18 protein-coding genes are annotated in these 18,602 nt (G+C 60.2%); 13 read left to right on the forward strand and 5 right to left on the reverse strand.

Features of this window, described 5'->3' with window-relative positions; genetic code table 11:
- Nucleotides 1-104 precede the first annotated feature (104 nt).
- From ACXAEK_RS04590 to ACXAEK_RS04610, 5 genes are all read left to right on the forward strand, one after another.
- The gene (locus ACXAEK_RS04590; protein WP_475040149.1) at nt 105-1,943 is read left to right on the forward strand and encodes an ABC transporter ATP-binding protein; all 1,839 of its coding nucleotides are present in this window, start codon (nt 105-107) and stop codon (nt 1,941-1,943) included.
- Nucleotides 1,940-3,787: an ABC transporter ATP-binding protein gene (locus ACXAEK_RS04595; protein WP_475040150.1), complete on the forward strand. Its 1,848-nt coding sequence runs from the start codon at nt 1,940-1,942 to the stop codon at nt 3,785-3,787. The genes ACXAEK_RS04590 and ACXAEK_RS04595 overlap by 4 nt, the downstream gene beginning before the upstream one ends.
- A 54-nt stretch (nt 3,788-3,841) precedes the next feature.
- Nucleotides 3,842-5,089 carry a class I SAM-dependent RNA methyltransferase gene (locus ACXAEK_RS04600; RefSeq protein ID WP_475040151.1) on the forward strand — a complete coding sequence of 416 codons (1,248 nt, stop codon included), beginning with the start codon at nt 3,842-3,844 and terminating at the stop codon, nt 5,087-5,089.
- Between the two features lies 1 nt (nt 5,090).
- Nucleotides 5,091-5,900, forward strand: coding sequence for an ion transporter (locus ACXAEK_RS04605; RefSeq protein WP_475040152.1), 810 nt, complete (start codon nt 5,091-5,093; stop codon nt 5,898-5,900).
- Between the two features lie 66 nt (nt 5,901-5,966).
- Entirely contained in the window at nt 5,967-6,494 is a 528-nt protein-coding gene (locus ACXAEK_RS04610; RefSeq protein ID WP_475040153.1) for a L,D-transpeptidase family protein, read from the forward strand.
- Nucleotides 6,495-6,573: 79 nt separating this feature from the next.
- Here ACXAEK_RS04610 and dalA read toward each other — a convergent pair whose 3' ends face one another.
- On the reverse strand, nt 6,574-7,056 hold the full coding sequence (gene dalA, locus ACXAEK_RS04615; RefSeq protein ID WP_475040154.1) for a divisome-associated lipoprotein DalA: 483 nt from the start codon (nt 7,054-7,056) through the stop codon (nt 6,574-6,576).
- 170 nt (nt 7,057-7,226) lie between these two features.
- Between dalA and ACXAEK_RS04620 the strand changes: the two genes are divergently transcribed.
- Together ACXAEK_RS04620 and ACXAEK_RS04625 are read left to right on the forward strand one after the other, a co-directional pair.
- Nucleotides 7,227-7,844, forward strand: coding sequence for a L,D-transpeptidase (locus tag ACXAEK_RS04620; RefSeq protein ID WP_475040155.1), 618 nt, complete (start codon nt 7,227-7,229; stop codon nt 7,842-7,844).
- Between the two features lie 138 nt (nt 7,845-7,982).
- Nucleotides 7,983-8,165, forward strand: a complete 183-nt coding sequence (locus ACXAEK_RS04625) for a hypothetical protein (RefSeq protein WP_024092111.1) — start codon at nt 7,983-7,985, stop codon at nt 8,163-8,165.
- Between the two features lie 80 nt (nt 8,166-8,245).
- Here the strand turns inward: ACXAEK_RS04625 and ACXAEK_RS04630 are convergent, their stop codons facing one another.
- The 3 genes from ACXAEK_RS04630 to ACXAEK_RS04640 form a co-directional block, all read right to left on the reverse strand.
- Complete coding sequence (locus tag ACXAEK_RS04630) at nt 8,246-11,248, reverse strand: aminotransferase class III-fold pyridoxal phosphate-dependent enzyme (RefSeq protein ID WP_475040156.1); 3,003 nt, start codon at nt 11,246-11,248, stop codon at nt 8,246-8,248.
- Between the two features lie 71 nt (nt 11,249-11,319).
- Nucleotides 11,320-12,381 (reverse strand): ferrochelatase, encoded by a 1,062-nt coding sequence (gene hemH / locus ACXAEK_RS04635; protein WP_475040157.1) that lies wholly within the window; start codon nt 12,379-12,381, stop codon nt 11,320-11,322.
- A 111-nt stretch (nt 12,382-12,492) separates the two neighbouring features.
- Entirely contained in the window at nt 12,493-13,323 is an 831-nt protein-coding gene (locus ACXAEK_RS04640) for a methyltransferase domain-containing protein (protein WP_475040158.1), read from the reverse strand.
- Between the two features lie 13 nt (nt 13,324-13,336).
- Here ACXAEK_RS04640 and ACXAEK_RS04645 point away from each other — a divergent pair, with 13 nt between their 5' ends.
- The 4 genes from ACXAEK_RS04645 (at nt 13,337) to ACXAEK_RS04660 (ending at nt 15,691) form a co-directional block, all read left to right on the forward strand.
- Nucleotides 13,337-14,065, forward strand: coding sequence for a double zinc ribbon domain-containing protein (locus ACXAEK_RS04645; RefSeq protein WP_475040159.1), 729 nt, complete (start codon nt 13,337-13,339; stop codon nt 14,063-14,065).
- Between the two features lie 82 nt (nt 14,066-14,147).
- Nucleotides 14,148-14,405, forward strand: coding sequence for a glutaredoxin 3 (gene grxC, locus ACXAEK_RS04650; RefSeq protein WP_475040160.1), 258 nt, complete (start codon nt 14,148-14,150; stop codon nt 14,403-14,405).
- A 15-nt stretch (nt 14,406-14,420) separates the two neighbouring features.
- Complete coding sequence (locus tag ACXAEK_RS04655; protein WP_475040161.1) at nt 14,421-15,251, forward strand: carbon-nitrogen hydrolase family protein; 831 nt, start codon at nt 14,421-14,423, stop codon at nt 15,249-15,251.
- On the forward strand, nt 15,251-15,691 hold the full coding sequence (locus tag ACXAEK_RS04660) for a MarR family winged helix-turn-helix transcriptional regulator (RefSeq protein ID WP_475040162.1): 441 nt from the start codon (nt 15,251-15,253) through the stop codon (nt 15,689-15,691). Before ACXAEK_RS04655 ends, ACXAEK_RS04660 begins: the two co-directional genes overlap by 1 nt.
- A gap of 284 nt (nt 15,692-15,975) precedes the next feature.
- Here the strand turns inward: ACXAEK_RS04660 and ubiG are convergent, their stop codons facing one another.
- Nucleotides 15,976-16,722, reverse strand: coding sequence for a bifunctional 2-polyprenyl-6-hydroxyphenol methylase/3-demethylubiquinol 3-O-methyltransferase UbiG (gene ubiG, locus ACXAEK_RS04665; protein WP_475040163.1), 747 nt, complete (start codon nt 16,720-16,722; stop codon nt 15,976-15,978).
- A 50-nt stretch (nt 16,723-16,772) separates the two neighbouring features.
- Here ubiG and pip point away from each other — a divergent pair, with 50 nt between their 5' ends.
- Both pip and ACXAEK_RS04675 read left to right on the forward strand, forming a co-directional pair.
- Nucleotides 16,773-17,753: a prolyl aminopeptidase gene (gene pip, locus ACXAEK_RS04670; RefSeq protein ID WP_475040164.1), complete on the forward strand. Its 981-nt coding sequence runs from the start codon at nt 16,773-16,775 to the stop codon at nt 17,751-17,753.
- Nucleotides 17,750-18,595 carry an ABC transporter substrate-binding protein gene (locus ACXAEK_RS04675; protein WP_475040165.1) on the forward strand — a complete coding sequence of 282 codons (846 nt, stop codon included), beginning with the start codon at nt 17,750-17,752 and terminating at the stop codon, nt 18,593-18,595. Before pip ends, ACXAEK_RS04675 begins: the two co-directional genes overlap by 4 nt.
- The last annotated feature ends 7 nt before the right edge of the window (nt 18,596-18,602 follow it).

Here is an 18,602-nt window from a genome sequence, read left to right on the forward strand (position 1 = left end):
TTCTCTAACGCCTGAGACCTTGCCCCGTTTGACGTGGGAGCCTTGGGCGGCCCGCTGTCTTCATCTGTATTCCAAAATAATGCTCGAACGCCTGGAGCACCCGCATGTTTCGCTTCTTTGAAAACCTCATTGACCCTTATTGCGCCTACCCCGAGACCGACACGCCGCCGACGCGGCTGTGGCCGTTTCTGCGCGATTATTCCAAGCCGTTTAAAACCGTCTTTGTCCTGACTGCGCTGATGTCGGTGATTGTCGCCGCGATCGAGGTCGGGCTGATCTACTACATGGGCCGGGTGGTGGACATCATGTCCGGCACGCCGGAGCAGGTTTGGGAGGACTACGGGACCGAGCTGATCCTGGTGGCCTTGTTCATCCTGCTGTTGCGGCCGCTGATCCAGTTCCTGGACGTGGTTCTGCTGAACAACGCAATCCTGCCGAACTATGGCACGCTGATCCGCTGGCGCGCGCACAAGCACGTGCTGCGCCAGTCGGTCGGCTGGTTCGAAAACGATTTTGCCGGCCGCATCGCCAACCGCATCATGCAGACCCCGCCTGCGGCGGGGGAGGTGATCTTTCAGGTCTTCGACGCGATTACTTTTTCGCTGGCTTATCTGGTGGGTGCGGCAGTGCTGTTGTGGGTCGCCGATGTGCGTTTGATGCTGCCGCTGGCGATCTGGTTCGGCCTTTACGCTTTGCTGGTGATGTGGACGGTCAAGCGGGTGGGGCCGGCCAGCCAGGCGTCCTCGGATGCGCGCTCCACCGTGACGGGGCGGGTGGTCGACAGCTATTCCAACATCCATTCGGTCAAGATGTTTGCGCATCACGACCACGAGTTGACCTATGCCCGCGATGCGATCGAGAACACCCGTAAGACCTTCCAGGCAGAGATGCGGATTTTCACCGTTATGGATGCGGCATTGGTCACGCTGAACGGGCTGCTGATTGTCGGTGTGGTCGGCTGGGCGGTGATGCTGTGGATGCAGGGCACGGCGTCGGTTGGATTGGTTGCGGCTGCAACGGCGCTGACCTTGCGGCTGAACGCGATGACCGGCTGGATTATGTGGGCGCTGACCTCCTTCTTCCGCCAGTTGGGTGTGGTGGCCGAGGGCATGGAAACCATCGCTCAGCCTATCGACTTGGTGGATGCCGCCAATGCTGACCCGCTGCGGCTGGTTCAGGGAGAGATCGAACTGCGCAATCTTTCGCACCACTACGGGCGCACGGCTGGTGGTTTGGACAAGATCAGCATGACTATCCGCCCGGGGGAGAAAATCGGTCTGATTGGGCGCTCAGGTGCCGGCAAGTCGACCTTGGTGAAGTTGCTGTTGCGGTTCTATGACGCCGAAAGCGGCCAGATCCTGATCGACGGCCAGGACATCCGCGCGGTAACGCAGGACTCCTTGCGCAGCCGGATCGGAATGGTGCAGCAGGACAGCGCGCTGATGCACCGCTCGGTGCGGGACAACCTGCTGTATGGCCGACCCAATGCCACCGAGGCGCAGATGATCGCCGCCGCCAAACAGGCCCAGGCGCATGACTTCATCCTGGATCTGGAGGACCCGCAGGGGCGCAAGGGATATGACGCCCATGTGGGCGAGCGTGGGGTGAAACTGTCCGGCGGCCAGCGCCAGCGGGTTACGCTTGCACGGGTTATCTTGAAGGATGCGCCGATTCTGGTCCTGGATGAGGCAACCTCGGCGCTGGACTCTGAGGTGGAAGCTGCCATTCAGGAGACCCTTTATGGCATGATGCAGGGCAAGACGGTGATCGCGATTGCACATAGGCTGTCCACCATCGCGCAGATGGACCGTATCCTGGTGATGGATCAGGGCCGTATAGTTGAAGAAGGCTCGCATGAGGCGCTATTGCAGGCGCAGGGGCTGTATGCACAGCTCTGGGCGCGCCAGTCCGGCGGTTTCCTGAATGTCGAGGCAGCAGAATGAACATAGGCAATTTGATCGACGCCTTCCGCCCGGCCGAGGGCCCGCCACCGCAGCGGTTGGGGGCCTTCCTGCGCTGGTGCCTGTCCGGAGCCTGGCCGATGCTGTTCATCGCGGCTGCGTTTTCAGCGCTGGCCGGCGGGATGGAGGCGGGCACTGCCTTTATCCTCGGCATGGTGATCGACACCGCGATCGCTAGCGGACCCGAGCAGTTCTTTTCCGCAGGCAACGTCGCTGTGATTGCGCTGGCGCTGGGCTTCTTCCTGTTTGTGCGCCCGGTGCTGTTTGGTTTGTCTGCTGCATCAAATGCCGTCGTGGTTCAGCCCAATGTGAACCCGCTGGTGCTGTCGCGGCTGAACCGTTGGACGCTGGGTCAGTCGGTGCGGTTCTTTGACGATGACTTCGCCGGACGGATCGCGCAAAAGCAGATGCAGACGGCAACGGCGGTGACCTCTGTCACTACTGAGATGATTAACGTCGTGGCCTTTGCCCTGGCATCGCTTGCAGGTTCATTGGTCTTGTTAGGCTCTATTGACTGGCGCATCACCGGGGTGTTTCTGGCTTGGCTGATCGGCTATTTCGCCCTGATCCGCTGGTTCTTGCCGCGCGTGCGCAAACGGTCCGGTGCGCGAGCTGGTGCGCGTGCGATGGTAACCGGCCAAGTGGTCGATTCGATCACTAACATCAAGACGGTCAAGCTGTTTGCCCATGCGGAGCATGAGGAACGCACCGCCCAGGACGCTATGGTCGCCTTCCGGGAAAAGTCGCTGCATTTCGGCTATCTCTCGGCCAGCTTCCGATTTTGTCTGATGTGCCTTGCCGGCATTCTGCCGGTGTTGCTGATCGGTGCGACCTTGTTCCTGTGGCAGTCCGGCACCGCCACCGAAGGCGACATCGTGGCTGCCGGCGCGGTCTCGATCCGCATTGCCCAGATGACCGGCTGGGTCAGCTTTACGCTGATGGCGATATATTCCAACGTGGGTGAGATCGAAAACGGGATGAAGACCCTTTCGGTGCGTGACCGCGTGGAGGACGTTCCGGATGCCACGGCGTTGCAGGTTAGCGAGGGGGGCATTGTCTTTGACCAGGTGGAGTTTGCCTATGGCCGCGACGTGGGCGGGGTGCAGGGCATCAGCCTGACAATCCAGCCGGGCGAAAAGCTTGGCATCGTGGGGGCATCCGGCGCCGGGAAATCGACGCTCGTTTCGCTTCTGCTAAGGCTTTATGACGGGGAAAAAGGGCAGATCCGGATTGATGGCCAGGATATTTCCGAGGTCACTCAGAACTCGTTGCGCAGCCGGATCGGCATGGTCACCCAGGAAACAGCGATGTTCAACCGCTCGGCGCGGGAGAACATTCTCTATGGACGGCCGGACGCTTCTGAAGAAGAACTGATCGCCGCGGCGGAAAAGGCCGAAGCGCATGAATTCATCACCGAACTGGAAGACGGGCAGGGGCGCCAGGGTTATGATGCCTATCTGGGTGAACGCGGTGTAAAGCTCTCGGGCGGTCAGCGGCAGCGGATTGCCCTGGCCCGCGCCATCGTCAAGGATGCGCCGATCCTGGTTCTGGATGAGGCAACCTCGGCGCTGGATTCCGAGGTGGAGGCCGCGATCCAAGCCGCCTTGCATCGGGTGATGGAGGGAAAAACGGTGCTGGCAATTGCCCACCGGCTGTCGACGCTCAGCGAAATGGACCGGATTATCGTGATGGAGAAAGGCTGCGTGGCCGAAAGCGGCAGCCATGAGGAACTGCTGGCCCTAGGCGGGCTCTATGCGCAATTCTGGGCGCGCCAGTCTGGTGGCTTTATCTGTACCGATGACGACGCAGCAGAAGCGGCTGAATAAACTTCCCCGCGCATTTTGCTTTTGCTGAACCATATGCCGCGCTATGGAGCGGCCATGACTGACGCAGCCAGAACCACAGCAACGATCAGCCGGCTGGGCCATCAGGGCGATGGCGTGGCCGATGGCCCCCTGTTTGCCCCGCGTACTTTGCCGGGGGAGACCGTCTCCGGCATTGCCGAAGGCAGCCGCCTGACCGGTATCCGGATCGAGACCCCGTCGGAGCACCGGGTGCAGCCCCCCTGCCGCCATTACAAATCCTGCGGCGGCTGCCAGCTGCAGCACGCTAGCGATGCCTTTGTGGCAGCGTGGAAGACGGAAGTGGTGCGCAACGCGCTGACGGCGCAGGGGCTGGAAACCGATTTCCGCCCCATCCACACCTCGCCGCCGCGCTCCCGCCGCCGCGCAACGCTGGCAGTGCGGCGCACCAAGAAGGGCGCGATGGCCGGGTTTCACGGCCAGGCGTCGGATGTGATCACCGAAATTCCCGATTGCCAGCTGCTGGAGCCTGCTTTGATGGCGGCAATTCCGGTGGCCGAGGCGCTGGCGTTGTCCGGTGCCAGCCGCAAGACTCCGCTGGCAGTGACCGTCACTACCTCCGAGGCCGGGTTGGACATGCTGGTCAGGAACGGCAAGCCGCTGGATGGGCCCTTGCGCATCGAACTGGCGCAGCTGGCAGAGAAACACAGGATTGCCCGGCTGACCTGGGATGACGAGCTGGTCGCGATGGAACAGCCGCCGGTGCAGCCCTTTGGCGCGGCCGGTGTCTGCCCGCCGCCAGGGGCTTTCTTGCAGGCAACACGCGAGGGCGAGAAGGCACTGCTGGCTGCTGTACTGGAAATCACCAAGGGCGCCAGGCGGATTGTCGATCTGTTTGCTGGCTGCGGCACTTTCTCGCTGCCTTTGGCGCAGTATGCTGAGGTGCATGCGGTGGAGGGCGAACGCGAGATGGTTGACGCGCTGGATGCCGGCTGGCGCAAGGCGCAGAGACTGAAGAAAGTCACCACTGAGGCCCGCGACCTTTTCCGCAACCCGCTGCTGCCTGAAGATCTGAACCCCTTTGGCGCGGCTTTTGATGCTGCGGTGATCGACCCGCCGCGGGCCGGCGCCGAGGCGCAGACCGCACAGCTGGCCAAGGCGTGCACACCGGTGATTGCCTATGTCTCTTGCAACCCGGTCAGCTTTGCCCGCGACGCCAAATCTCTGGTTTCGGCCGGCTACAGCCTTGAGTGGGTTCAGGTTGTTGACCAGTTCCGTTGGTCCGCCCATACCGAACTGGCTGCACGATTTGTTTTGAAAGACTGAAATGACGGATATCCAAGCGATGACACCTACCCGCCGCCTGGCCGCTATTCTGGACAGTGAGCTTTTTGGCCGCTTCATTACTGCTGTCATTCTAATCAATGCAGTCACTTTGGGATTGGAGACGTCTCCCTCTGCCATGGCAAAGGCTGGCGGGCTGATCCACTTGATCGATTATGCCTGCTTGTCGATTTTTGTGGTTGAGATTCTGGCCAAACTGTTTGTGCGCCGTATGCGGTTCTTTCTGAGCGGCTGGAATGTCTTTGACTTTGTGATCGTCGGGATCGCACTGGCGCCCGGAACACAAGGGCTGTCAGTGCTGCGGGCATTACGTATTCTGCGGGTATTGCGGGTGATTTCGGTTGCGCCCCGTTTGCGCCGGGTGGTTGAGGGTTTCATCACCGCACTGCCGGGAATGGGCTCGGTCTTTCTTCTGATGGCGATCATTTTTTACATCGGAGCCGTGATTTCCACCAAACTGTTCGGCCAGGATTTTCCGGAATGGTTTGGTGATTTGGGCCTCAGTGCCTATTCGCTCTTCCAGATTATGACACTGGAAAGCTGGTCGATGGGCATTGTTCGTCCGGTGATGGAAGTCCATCCATACGCTTGGGCATTCTTTGTGCCCTTCATCATGGTGACAACTTTTGCTGTGGTGAACTTGCTGGTCGGCTTGATCGTCAACTCCATGCAGGATGCACATGGCGAAGAGGAAGGAGAGCGCACCGATGCCTACAGGGACGAAGTTCTGAGCCGGCTGGAGGCGATAGAGCAGAAGATTTCCGGATTGGGCGGGCCGGACAGGAAAATGTGATTTTTCTTAATTCCCGTTTCGCGCTATGGCCAGAATAGAGGTAAAAAAGAAAATACAGGCTCAAAGATGGACAGACGGGCATTTGGACTGGGCGCTGCTGCTAGCATAGCATTGGCAGGCTGCAGTACCACTGGCGGCGCAGTAAGCAGATTTCAGGCCTATGACGGGCCCAAGGTCACATCGATTGTGATCAACAAGGGCGCGCGCAAACTTTACCTCATGCACAACGAAGACATTTTGCGTGAGTACAAAGTTGACCTTGGCTTCGCACCGCTTGGCCACAAGCAGTTTGAAGGGGATGGAAAGACCCCTGAAGGGACTTACCTAATTGACCGCCGCAATCCCAACAGCCGCTACCATCTGTCAGTTGGGATTTCTTATCCGAATGCCCAAGACAGGGCTCATGCCCGGGCGCAGGGTAAGCGTCCGGGCGGTGAGATATTCATCCATGGGCAGCCGAACAATTCCAAAGAACGCAAGCGGGCAGCCCGGGTCGATGACTGGACGGCGGGATGCATCGCCGTGACCAACGAGGAAATCGAAGAGATTTATGCGATGGTGCAAGATGGTACCGCGATCGCATTGCGGCCGTGAGAATGCGCTGCACTGGCTGCCAGGCTCAATTCTGAGCTGGCATGGCCGGGATGCTGGGAAGGAAGCTGCGCCTTTTGGCTCAGCTGCCCATCACCAAAGTCCACCAGATTTTGCCATTCGGCTCCTGAAACCAGGAAAAGCCCATATTCGTGGCTTTGGGGTCCAGAATCACGGCGCGGGTTGCTGGCTGCTCCAGCCAGGCAGACAGGGTCTGCTGCTCGTTCTCATAAGTTTCAGAGATGTTTTCTCCAAGCAGCGTGCCTGTAAACCCAGCCCGTGCAACCCGGTCGAGCGGCGAGGAGCCGTCCGAGCCGAAATGCCAGGGCCTGTTCTGAACCGACATGTCGCGCGAATGGGTGGCCGCAGCAGCAGTTAATTCTGCATTCAATTGAACGGCTTGCGCACCAGAGGCCTGACGCAGGGCATTGACGGAATCAAGCATCCGGATCTGCACTTTGTCGGCATTCCTGATGCGGTACGTGCTGCCCGATTCCGTTGCGGGCGTACAGGCCGCAACGACGGTCAGAATTGCCGCGGCCATCAGCAGAAAAACACGATTCATTTTGCTCTCTCGCTCCGTCAGTTGCGGATGGATTTATCCTTCCTGTGGCAGAGGTGCAAACGGACCGGCAGAAATATGCAGACATGCTGGCCGGATTGATTTGCGACTGCGGCTTTCCAGCCATAGAATGGCGCGACCCTAGACCCAGATTGCGCAAGTTGGAAAGAGTTATGTCCCGGAACCCATTTGAAAGTTTCAGCAGGCGGCAATTCCTTGCCGGAGGTGCTGCCCTGATCTCCACGCCGGCTATGGCGCAAGACGATGATGACGCAGTGCAGCAAACCTATGACCCGCTGCGCCCGCCTCCGGAACCGGAGCCCCCGGTCAAGCGTAATATTTCCGCCTTCCGCGCCAAGTCCTGGCGGCCGTATTTCGACAATCTGCGCAGGGGAGCGATCCTGGTGGATATTGACAGCCGGGCTTTGCATTACTGGTCTGAGGATGAAAGCGTCTATAAGCTGTTCCCCTCTTCCGTGCCTTTGTCAGATGATCTGACCCGTCGCGGCCGTACCCAGATTGTGCGCAAGGTCGAAGGGCCGAGCTGGGCGCCGACCCCCAATATGCGCAAGCGAAACCCGGAGTGGCCCGCCTTCATTCCGCCTGGTCCGGACAATCCCCTGGGTTCTCATGCTCTGTATCTGAGCTGGAAGTACTACCGCATCCACGGAACCCACGATACCCGCAAGATCGGCCGCAAATCTTCCAACGGATGCATCGGGCTGTACAATGAACATATCGCCGATTTGTTTAGCCTGACCAAAGTCGGCACGCAGGTGTTGCTTATTTGACGACACTTGAGCCGGCGCTAAGCTGTTAACTATAACAAGCAATTGCAATCCCGCGTCTTTGCTGGTTAGAAAAAATTACGAGGTAAGTCTTGGGTGCGTGGTTCAGTTGTTTGATCCGCGCAAATTCTGGAGGTTAACATGAAAAAACTCGTTATCGCTGCTGCGCTGACCGCTGCTGCTTCGACTGCCACTGCTGGCAACCTGTCCGAGCCGGTCGTTGAACCGCCGGTCATCGTTGAAGAAGCTCAGGGTTCTTCCAGCGGCATCCTGCTGCCGCTGCTGCTGCTGGTTCTGGTCGGCGCAGCTGTTGCATCGAACTAATTTCGATACACGGTTTCAGAAAAGGCGGTGGTTCTCCACCGCCTTTTTTGTTGCCTGAGCGCCAGGAAGGGGAAGGACCGTCAGGCCGCCTCTCCCAGGATCTTGTCTAATACGGCAATGATCATGCCTGCATCTTCGCTACCAATGGTGAGGGGCGGACGGATCTTCAGAATGCTGTCCTTGGGGCCTTCGCTGCCGATCAGGATACGGTGATCCCGCATCCGGTTCTTGACGTAACAACAAATCTCCGTCGCCTCGGAGCCGTCCGGGTTGATCAGTTCCAGCCCCAGAAACAACCCCATGCCGCGGACATCGCCAACGCAGGCATGTTTCTGTTCCAGTTTGCGCAGACCCTCGATCAGCTGGCCGCCTATCACACGGGCGTTTTTCTGCAGGTTTTCGTCGTCGACGATTTCTAGCACCTCCTTGCCGATCCGGCAGGAAAGCGTTGAGCCGCCGAAGGTCGAAAAGAACTCAGGCCCGCTGGCAAAGCTTTCGGCAATCGCCTTGGTTGTCACCAGCACCCCCAAAGGGTGGCCGTTGCCAATGGGTTTGCCCATCACCACGATATCCGGCAGCGCGCCCTGGTGTTCGAAGCCGAAGTAGTAATCTCCCAGGCGGCCAAGGCCAGTTTGCACCTCGTCGGCGATGCAAACACCACCGGCAGCGCGGATTTTTTCATAAACTGCGGGTAAATAGCCTTTGGGCGGGATGATTTGACCGCCAACCGAGGGGAAGGTTTCAGCGATGAAGCCGGCAACACCGTGGCCTTTTTGCTGAAGGCTTGCGATAGCCGGATCCACCAGATCAGCAAATTTTTGCGCCCTCTGCGGATCGTTGCGGCGGAAGGAACCGCGGTAGTCATCGGCGACTTCCACCAGTTCGACCCAATCGGACTGGCCCGCGCCGCCAGGCTTGTTGAACTTATAGGCAGAGATATCTATCGCACCGGTAGTGTTGCCGTGATAGCCATGGTCGGGTGTCACCATGCCCTTGGCACCTGTATGGGCACGCGCCAGACGCAGCGCCAACTCGTTGGCCTCAGTGCCGGAATTGACGAAAAAACAGACTTCGAAGTGATCCGGCAGCTTTGACAGGATCTTTTCGGCAAAAGCAGTTTGCGCCGGATGCAGATAGCGGGTGTTGGAGTTCATCCGCTTCAGCTGATCTGCTGCGACGGCCTGGATACGGGGGTGCGCGTGGCCGACGTGGGGGACGTTGTTGTAGGCGTCCAGATAGGGGCGGCCCCACTCGTCAAACAAATAGTGCTTCCAGCCGCGCACCAGCATCACCGGGTCGTTGTAGGTGAGGCTCAGGTTGCCGCCGAAATGCGCCCGCCGCCCGGCTAGAACCTCGCCCTTGTCGGTGGGGTGATAGCGGACTTTTTCGTCCGGCAGGTTCAGCAGGGCTGAGGGATTCGGGCAGACCGCGCGCCATAGGTACATCTCGTCGGGGTCCCCGACTCCGGGCCAGTCGGCCTCGATCCCCTCAGTGGTCAGGGCCAGCTGGAAATGCACGTGCGGCGCCCAGCCGCCGTTTTGGCTGGGGTCGCCCAGGCGGCAGAATTGCTGCCCTTTTTCCACCACGTCACCGGGTTTCAGGCGGTCGAGGAATTCCGGGTTCAGGTGGCCATAGAGCGTAAAGAATGGGTCCCCCTCAGGCGTTTCGTGGCGCAGGATGATGACCCCGCCATAGTCCAGATGCCCGGCCCGGTATTCGGCCACAAAAACTTCACCACGTAAAGGAGCAAACATTGGCGTCCCTGCTGGGGCAAAGGCATCCACTGCCAAGTGCACCGTGCGGCGGTCGCTGGCCTTCCACGGCCCCTTGCGGAAAGCCGGTTCCGCATAGATCAGCCGTGGTTCGTGATAGTAGCCAAGCCAGATACGGCCATTATCCTCGAACTCCTCACCGACCTTGGCGGCTTCCTCCAGCGGCATGTGGAACGGGTTCTGTGGCCAAGTGGAGTGTTCCACCGACAGTGAGCCCATCGGTGCATTCGCAAGGTCCTCGCCCATCAGCGGGGCGAAATTGCCGCGTTCCAGTTTCAGCCAGGCCATCACGCGATCAGCACCATTCACCACCGGAAGGCCGCAGGCGGCGCGCAGCCGAGCGGTCAGCAGGCCGCCATGAAGCGCGTTGCTTTCGAGGAAGCGCCAAGCAGGGGCTTGCGAGATAGTGACATAGGGATCGTCCGGGTTCTCCGCTGCCATTAGGGTCGAGTTCACCACGCTGACGGCCAGCCGCGTGCGAAGCAGCACCCAGACCATGTCCACTTCAGCGGGTGTCAGCGGATAGGCCTGGTGATAGCCTGCCACCAGTGAGGCGAGGGCGGCTTCGGGGGCAGGGTGGTCCAGCACTATATAGGCCGCGGCAATCGCTAGGTCGCAAACACGCGGTGCGGCGCACATGTCGCCCAGGTCAATGAGGCCGGACACCCGGCGCGGCTCGCCCAGCTCACCTGAGACCATGATGTTGTAGTCATTGGCGTCGTTGTGGATAGCCTGTTTGGGGAGTTGCGCCAGAACAGGCTCTAACTTGGCAAAATCAGCGGAAATATCTCCCAGAATCGCTCGGCGCGTGGGATCGGAAATGCAGGAGAGCTGATCCGTGATCCAACCCGCGAGCATCAGATCCCATTTGAAGTCGCGCTCCAGCCATTCGTGCCGGAAGTCCGCCAGCGCCTTGGCTGAGCCGCCCAGCACCTGACCGATCTCATGGATCAGCGCATCGCTTTTAGGTTCTGCCTTGGCATAACAGCGGCCGGGAAGCTGGTTTAGCAGCCAGACCAGCCGGTTCTTGCCGTCTTCATCCGTGATCGTCAGTAGGGATTCACCGCTGGCGGAAGCAATCACCCGCGGGCAGGGCAGGTCCGGCTGGCGTGCAGCGATATGCTCAAACGCCTTCACCTGCATATCGACCAGCCAGGCCTCGCAGCCCGGGCGCATTGCTTTCAGGATGTACCCCTGGCCATCAGCCTCCTTGGCCAGAAAATTCAGGTCGTATTCCCCATCCAGGCGGGTCAGCTCCGCCTTGATGCCCCAATGCTGTTTCAGGGCGGCGGCCCAATGCTCAAGCGTCATCCAAACTCTCCCCGGTCTGCCGGTGTGCCCGGCGATCCTATATTGGATCCTATGTGGACCGGGACGGGAGCTTAGTCCAGCCAGCCTTTCAGGTTCTGCTCGATTACGCCGGCCAGTGCCGCAACGTGATCCTCATCATCGTTGAGGCAGGGGATATAGAGGAAGTCTTCACCGCCTGCGTGCTCAAAGCTTTCGCGGATCTCTTCGTTGATCTCTTCTAGCGTCTCGATGCAATCGGCGGAGAAGGCCGGCGCAATCACCGCGATGTTCTTCTTGCCCTCCTTTGCCAGCGTGGCGACGTGATCGACGGTATAGGGTTTCAGCCACTCCTCGGGGCCGAACACTGACTGGAAAGTGGTGGCGATCTGGGTGTCGTCCCAGCCCAGTCGTTCTTTCAGCAGCCGCGTCGTCTTCTGGCACTGGCAATGGTAGGGATCGCCCTGCATCAGATAGCGTTTGGGCATCCCGTGGTAGGAGACCACGAGGATGTCAGGGCGCTTTTCTGCTTTGGCATAGGCTTCTTCAACCGAACGCGCCAAAGCGTCGATATAGGCGGGCTGGTCGAAATAGGGTTCAATTGTGCGGGCGGCGGGCTGCCAGGGCTCTTCCATCAATGCGCGGAAGAACTGGTCGTTGGCGGTGCCTGAGGTGGCGCCGGCGTATTGCGGGTAGAGCGGCACAAACAGGATCTTCTGACAGCCGGCCTTCACCATTTCCCGCACCTTGGACTTGGTCGACGGGTTACCGTAGCGCATGCAGAAATCGACCATCACCTGATCGCCGTAGCGCGCTTTCATCACCTCTGCCATCTTGGTGGTCTGGTCTTTGGTGATGGTCATCAGGGGGCTTTCACCCTTGTCGTGGTTCCAGATCGACTTGTAAGCCGCGCCCGAGGAGAACGGCCGCTTGGTCAGGATGATCAGTTGCAGCAGTGGCTGCCATTTCCAGGACGGGTAGTCGATCACCCGCTTGTCGGACAGAAATTCGCTCAAATACCGGCGCATCGGCCAGTATGAGTAGTCGTCCGGGGTACCGAGGTTGGCCAGCAGGATGCCGACTTTCTCTGCCGGGACTTTGGGATGATCGGCAGGGGCGTGGGCAGGGCATTTGGCGGTCCGGGCGGCGTCCAGCATGGGCGGTTCCTGTAGGGCTTGGAAATTCGGTGATCGGGGGAAGTTACTGTCTTTACGAGCGAAAGGCCAATTGGATCACATTGGCGCAGCCATAGGTGCAGATTATCGGGATCAGAGCTTGGATTCCGGCACTTTCAGGGCATCGGCCAGACGCATCTGGGCAGAGCCGGGACGCAGGGGTTTCTGCTGGCTGTCCGAGGGCGACCAGCCGGTGAGGCAAACCAGCTCGAACGTGGCTGGCAGGCGGCCTTCGGGGGTGGCGAAATGCTCCCGGTAGATGTGGTCTGCCAGCTGAAACAGCGCCCGCGGCGCCGGGCGTTTCAGGCGCTGGGTCAGAACGTTGGTCTCGCCCATGTCGCGCAGGTCGTGGACCAGGTGGGTCAGGTCGCGGTATTCGGCCGTGAGCGGCACCAGATCGGCCACCGGCAGGGCAAACCCCGCCCGCTGCAGCAGGCCGCCCAGATCGCGGATTTCCCCCATTGGCGCGATGCGGGGCGACAATCCTCCCATCACCACGGTCTCAGCCTCGGCCATGGCGGCGCGCAGCTCGTGCAGGGTCTGGCCGCCCAGCATCGCAACCAGCAGCAACCCGTCTTCCTTCAGCGCGCGGCGGCATTGGATCAGCTGACCGACCGGGTCATTGGCCCAATGCAGGGCCATGGCGTGGATCACCACATCATGGGCGCCTTCCTCCAGCGCCAGCACATCGTCGTCCGGAACAAGTTTGGCAGCGGGGAGGAACCCCTCCCAGACCTCCGGGAAGGGGCAGACCACAGCGGGCGCTGTAAAGGTTCTGTTAACCAAGCTCAGGCGATCCTCGGCCTCGTCCCGTGCCATCTGATGCAGGAACAATGCGTCCGCGCGCCGGCGGGCACGGCGGGCTGCCAAAGTCCGGCGGTCAAAAAGCTGCTGAGGTGCCTGATTTCCGGGTGCTTGTGTCATGGGGGCTATTTAGATGCTGCTGGCCGGGATTCAAACCGCTGTTTCGCTGATTTATCCTCCGCAATGTATGGGTTGCGGCGGGCTGGTCGATAGCGACTTTGGCCTCTGCGGCAACTGCTGGGCGGATATGCATTTCATCAGCGGTACGGTGTGCGAGGCCTGCGGTGTGCCTCTGCCGGGGGAGGCGGATGGCTTCCGGCTGGAGTGCGATAGCTGTCTGCGCCATCCGCGGCCATGGAGCCAGGGCCGGTCGGCGCTGCTCTATGAAGGGCAGGGGCGCAAGTTGGTGCTGGGCTTGAAGCACGGCGACCGGACTGAAATTGCGCAGACGGCAGCGGGCTGGCTGGAACGGGCGGCGCAGCCACTGCTGCAGGATGATCCGCTGCTTTGTCCGGTACCGCTTCATTGGACGCGGATGTTGAAGCGCAAGTACAACCAGTCGGCATTGCTGGCGGCGGCGCTAGCGAAACGCAGCGGTTTGGACCATTGCCCGGGTTTACTGGTCCGTTCGCGTAAAACCCCGGCGCTTGAAGGTAAAACCCGGGATCAGCGCTATCAGTTACTCGGCACCGCAATCACGGTGCACCCGCGCCGCTTGGATCGGATCAAGGGCCACTCTGTCCTGATTGTGGATGACGTGATGACCTCCGGTGCAACGCTCAGCGCCTGTGCAGATGCCTGCCTGCAGGCCGGTGCCGCAGATGTGCGCGTCGCGGTTCTGGCCCGGGTCACGCAAGCGTGAGGCAAAGGGCCGCCCACTGGCAATTGTTGCAATGGACCCCCAATTCCTCCACAACCTTGCAAACCAGATCATGGGGTCCTGAATGAAAACCGTTGAAATCTACACCTCGCCTCTCTGCGGCTTCTGCCATGCGGCCAAGCGCCTGCTGAACCAGAAAGGCGTTAGCTTTTCCGAGATCAACGTGCTGGCGCAGCCGGATCGCAAAGCTGAGATGATTGAGCGTGCCAACGGCGGCCGTACCGTGCCGCAGATCTTTATCGGCGAGACCCATGTGGGCGGCTGCGACGACCTTTATGCGCTGGAGCAGGCGGGTAAGCTCGACCCGCTGCTGGCGGCCTGAACCCGGAGACCTGATATGCGCACAGCTTTGCTGCAGATGACATCCACCGACATTCCGGCTGAAAACCTGGAAACGGTGAAAGCGATGATGGCAGAGGCTGTGCGCGGCGGGGCGGGTTTTGTGCTGACGCCCGAGGTCACGAATTGCCTCTCCGGCAGCCGCACCCATCAAAACAGTGTCCTTTGCCACGAGGAGGACGATCCAACCCTGGCCGCCCTCCGTGATGAGGCTGCGAAACACGGCATCTGGCTGCTGTTGGGTTCGCTGGGCATCAAGACCCACGACGATGACGGACGCTTTGCCAACCGGCAGTTCCTGATTTCACCGGAAGGAACCATCAAGGCGCGCTATGACAAGATTCACATGTTCGATGTGGAAGTAACGCCCGAGGAAACCTACCGCGAATCCGATGGTTACCGCCCGGGCACACAGGCGGTTGTTGCTCAGACGCCCTTTGCCAGTATCGGCATGACCATCTGCTATGACGTGCGCTTCCCGCATCTGCACCGGGCCTTGGCCAAGGGCGGCGCGCAGATCATCACCGCGCCCGCGGCGTTTTCCTACGTTACCGGTGCTGCACACTGGCATTCATTGCTGCGGGCCCGGGCAATTGAGACGGGGTGTTTCGTTCTGGCGCCCGCGCAAACCGGTAAACACCCGGCCTCGCGCGGGCCAAGCCGCAAAACCTATGGCCACACGCTGGCCGTGGCGCCCTGGGGCGAGGTTTTGGCCGATGCGGGCCAGGAACAGGGTGTGACTTTCGTTGATCTCGACCTGGAAAAAGTGGCAGAAGCACGAAAGCGCGTTCCTTCCCTGACCCACGACCGGGAGTTTGACGGACCCTGATGGATGAGACCAATGCCCTTGCGGTATCGCTGTTCAGCGAAATACTCATGGCTGACCAGCTGGCCCGGTCACGCCTCAGCAAAGTGCTGCCCAAGGGGATGGAGCTGTCGCATTTCTCTGTTTTGAACCACTTGGCCCGCGCCGGGCTGGAACGCTCGCCCGCACAGCTGGCCAAAGCGTTCCACGTAACCCGCGGTGCAATGACCAACACGCTGAGCAAGCTGGAAGTGGCCGGCTATATCCATGTGCGGCCCGATTGGGATGATGCGCGCCGTAAGATGGTTGCGATCAGCCCAGCCGGCAAACAGGCCCGGGATGCAGCTTTGGCCGGAATTATTCCGGTGATTTCCGAAGTGGTGGGTGAATTGGGCAGCGACCGGGTCCGTGCGGCCTTGCCGATCTTGCGCGAATTGCGCGGCAAACTCGAAGCAAGCGGTTAGCTGTTGATAATAAAGAAGGGTGCCTGCAAGCAGACACCCCTCTTCCCCATCAGTCCCCATCATCCGTGAGTGGCGGTTGAATAAACTATTGGGTAGACCCACCAGTTAAGGCAGCAAGCATTCACTCAGTTTTGGGGCTATGCCCCGGTTTCGGATCTCAAGACATTCCAAATCCGATATCTGACGCTATCAAGCCCTGCTCCGTTTCTAAAGAGTGCATAAGGATTACCACCTATCCTTAAGGATAGGCTTTGGCCCTGACAGGTCTTTTCATATATTGGGCTCTAGCCTGGCTTTACGCTGGCAGTCACATAGTTCACCGAAAGATCCCGTTCCGAGATTGACCAGTTCCACGTGATCGGATTGAATACAAACCCCTTGCGGTCCACAGGTTTTAGGCCGGCATTGCGTAAAAGTTCGAACAACTCATCCGGGGTAATGAACTTGGACCATTCATGAGTCCCGCGCGGCAGCCACCGCATGATCACTTCGGCGCCGACAATCGCCATGGCAAAGCTCTTGGGATTGCGGTTGATGGTCGAGCAGATTTCCAGCCCGCCGGGTTTCAGCAGGTGCCTTGTGGCCGTCAGATAGCTGAGCGGATCGGCCACATGCTCCACCACTTCCATGTTCAGAACCACGTCGAACTGCTCGCCGGCCTCTGCCAGCGCTTCGGCGGTTGTGTGGCGGTAGTCAATTTCCAGCCCGGACTGCTCTGCGTGGATGCGTGCGACGGGCAGGTTGCCCTCTGCTGCATCGGCGCCCACTACCGTTGCGCCCAGCCGGGCCATTGGTTCGCTCAAAAGCCCGCCGCCGCAGCCGATGTCCAGCAGCCGCAGCCCATCGAACGGGTGCTGTGACGTGAGGTCGCGGCCGAACTCGCCAGCGATCTGGCTGGTGATGTAATCCAGACGGCACGGGTTCAGCATGTGCAATGGCTTGAATTTGCCATGCGGGTCCCACCACTCCGCTGCCATCGCCTCGAATTTTGCGATTTCCGCAGGGTCGACAGTGGATTGAGTTGCTTGCATTCCTGTCTCCGTGTGCTCTTTTGTAGTCTGACGTTTCACTAAGGTCAGTAATGGATAGATACCCGGACCAAAAGCGCGCTGTGCATTATCTTTACCCGCCGGTCGAACCCTTTGACCAGCGCATGATCGACGCAGGCCAGGGCCACCGCATTTATGCGGAGCAAAGCGGCAATCCCAATGGCATTCCCGTGATTGTGTGCCATGGCGGTCCCGGCGGCGGCAGCAGCCCGGCGATGCGGCGCTACTTTGATCCGCATGTCTACAGAATTATCCTGTTCGACCAGCGCGGCTGCGGCCGCTCGCGCCCCTATGCGTCCTGCGAACATAACACCACTTGGCATCTGGTGGCGGACATGGAGCTGATTCGACGCCAGCTGGGTATCGAATCCTGGATCTTGTTCGGCGGCAGCTGGGGCGCGACGCTGGCCCTGATTTATGCCCAGACCCACCCGGACCGGGTGCAACAGGTAATTCTGCGCGGTGTGTTCCTGATGACCAAAGCAGAGTTGGAGTGGTTCTATGGCGGCGGGGCGGGCAAGTTCTGGCCGGAAACCTGGGCCAAATTTGTCGGGCTGATCCCGGACAGTGAACGCGGCGATATGATCGCGGCTTATAACAAGCGGCTGTTTTCCGGGAACCTGGACGAGGAAGTGCGCTATGGCCGCGCCTGGTCTGCTTGGGAGAACGCGCTGGCGTCGGTGCATTCCAACGGTCAAAGCGGTGAAAGCCCTGGCGACTATGCGCGTGCCTTTGCCCGGCTGGAGAACCACTATTTCATCAACCATGGCTTCCTTGACTACGATGGGCAGATCCTCGCCAACATGGGGCGGATTTCGCATATTCCGGGGATCATCGTGCAGGGCCGATATGACATGATTTGCCCCCCGTCGTCGGCCTGGCGCTTGAGCGAGCTGTGGCCAAATGCGGAGTTGAAGATGGTGCGCAATGCCGGCCATGCTTTGTCGGAGCCGGGAATCAGCGCTGAGCTGGTCCGGGCGATGGACCGGATCGCAGGTGAACTTGTCCCATGACGCGCATTGACCGCCGCGCGCTGTTTACCTCAGGTGCTGCTGCCGCTTTGCTGGCCGCGGCTGGCGGATCATTGCATGCTTCCCCTAAGGCAGGTGGTGTGCTGCGCCTGGCGGTGCCGCGCGATGGCGGCATGCTGGAACAGGCCGCCCGCGGTGCGGTTTATGACACGCTGACTGAGATTGCCCCCGATGGGCTGCTGCGCGGTGAGCTGGCCACGGCCTGGCACTCCACGGCGGATGCTCGAACCTGGACCTTTGATTTGCGCGAAGATGTCGCTTTCCATGACGGAACGCTGCTGACGGTTGATGATGCCGCTGCGTCGCTCGCCGCTCAAGGGATCACCGGAGCAGATATGCAGGCCGTCACTGCGCTGGGCAGCCAGCAATTGCTGGTCGAGCTTTCGCAGCCCAATCCCCACCTTCCCTATCTGCTGGCTGGCGCCGATCAAATGATTGCACCCGGCGGCCAATTGCCTATGCCTCTGGCAGAAGCGGTTGGCACTGGCTGTTACAAGGTGGAACGTGCCCAGGAGAATCGCCATTTCCGTGCGTCCAAGGTCTCGAACCATTACAAAGCCGGCGCCGCTGGCTGGGTGGATACGGTTGAAATCATAGTGATCCCCGACGCGGCAGTCCGCGCCGAAGCGCTGCGCGACGGCTATGTCGATGTGGCAGCCTTGCCGGAACCGCGCGGCCTGCTGAAGCGGGGGGAGTTCCTGTATCATCCCTCCTCCACCAATATGGCGCTGGCGGCCCGGCACACCGTCGGCATCCCCCGCAAGGTGGGCCAGCGCTCTGTCCTGGACGATGGCCGTATCGCCGAACGCTGGTGGCTGGCCTAGGCATGCT

The organism is Leisingera sp. ABM4_101 (assembly GCF_056158725.1).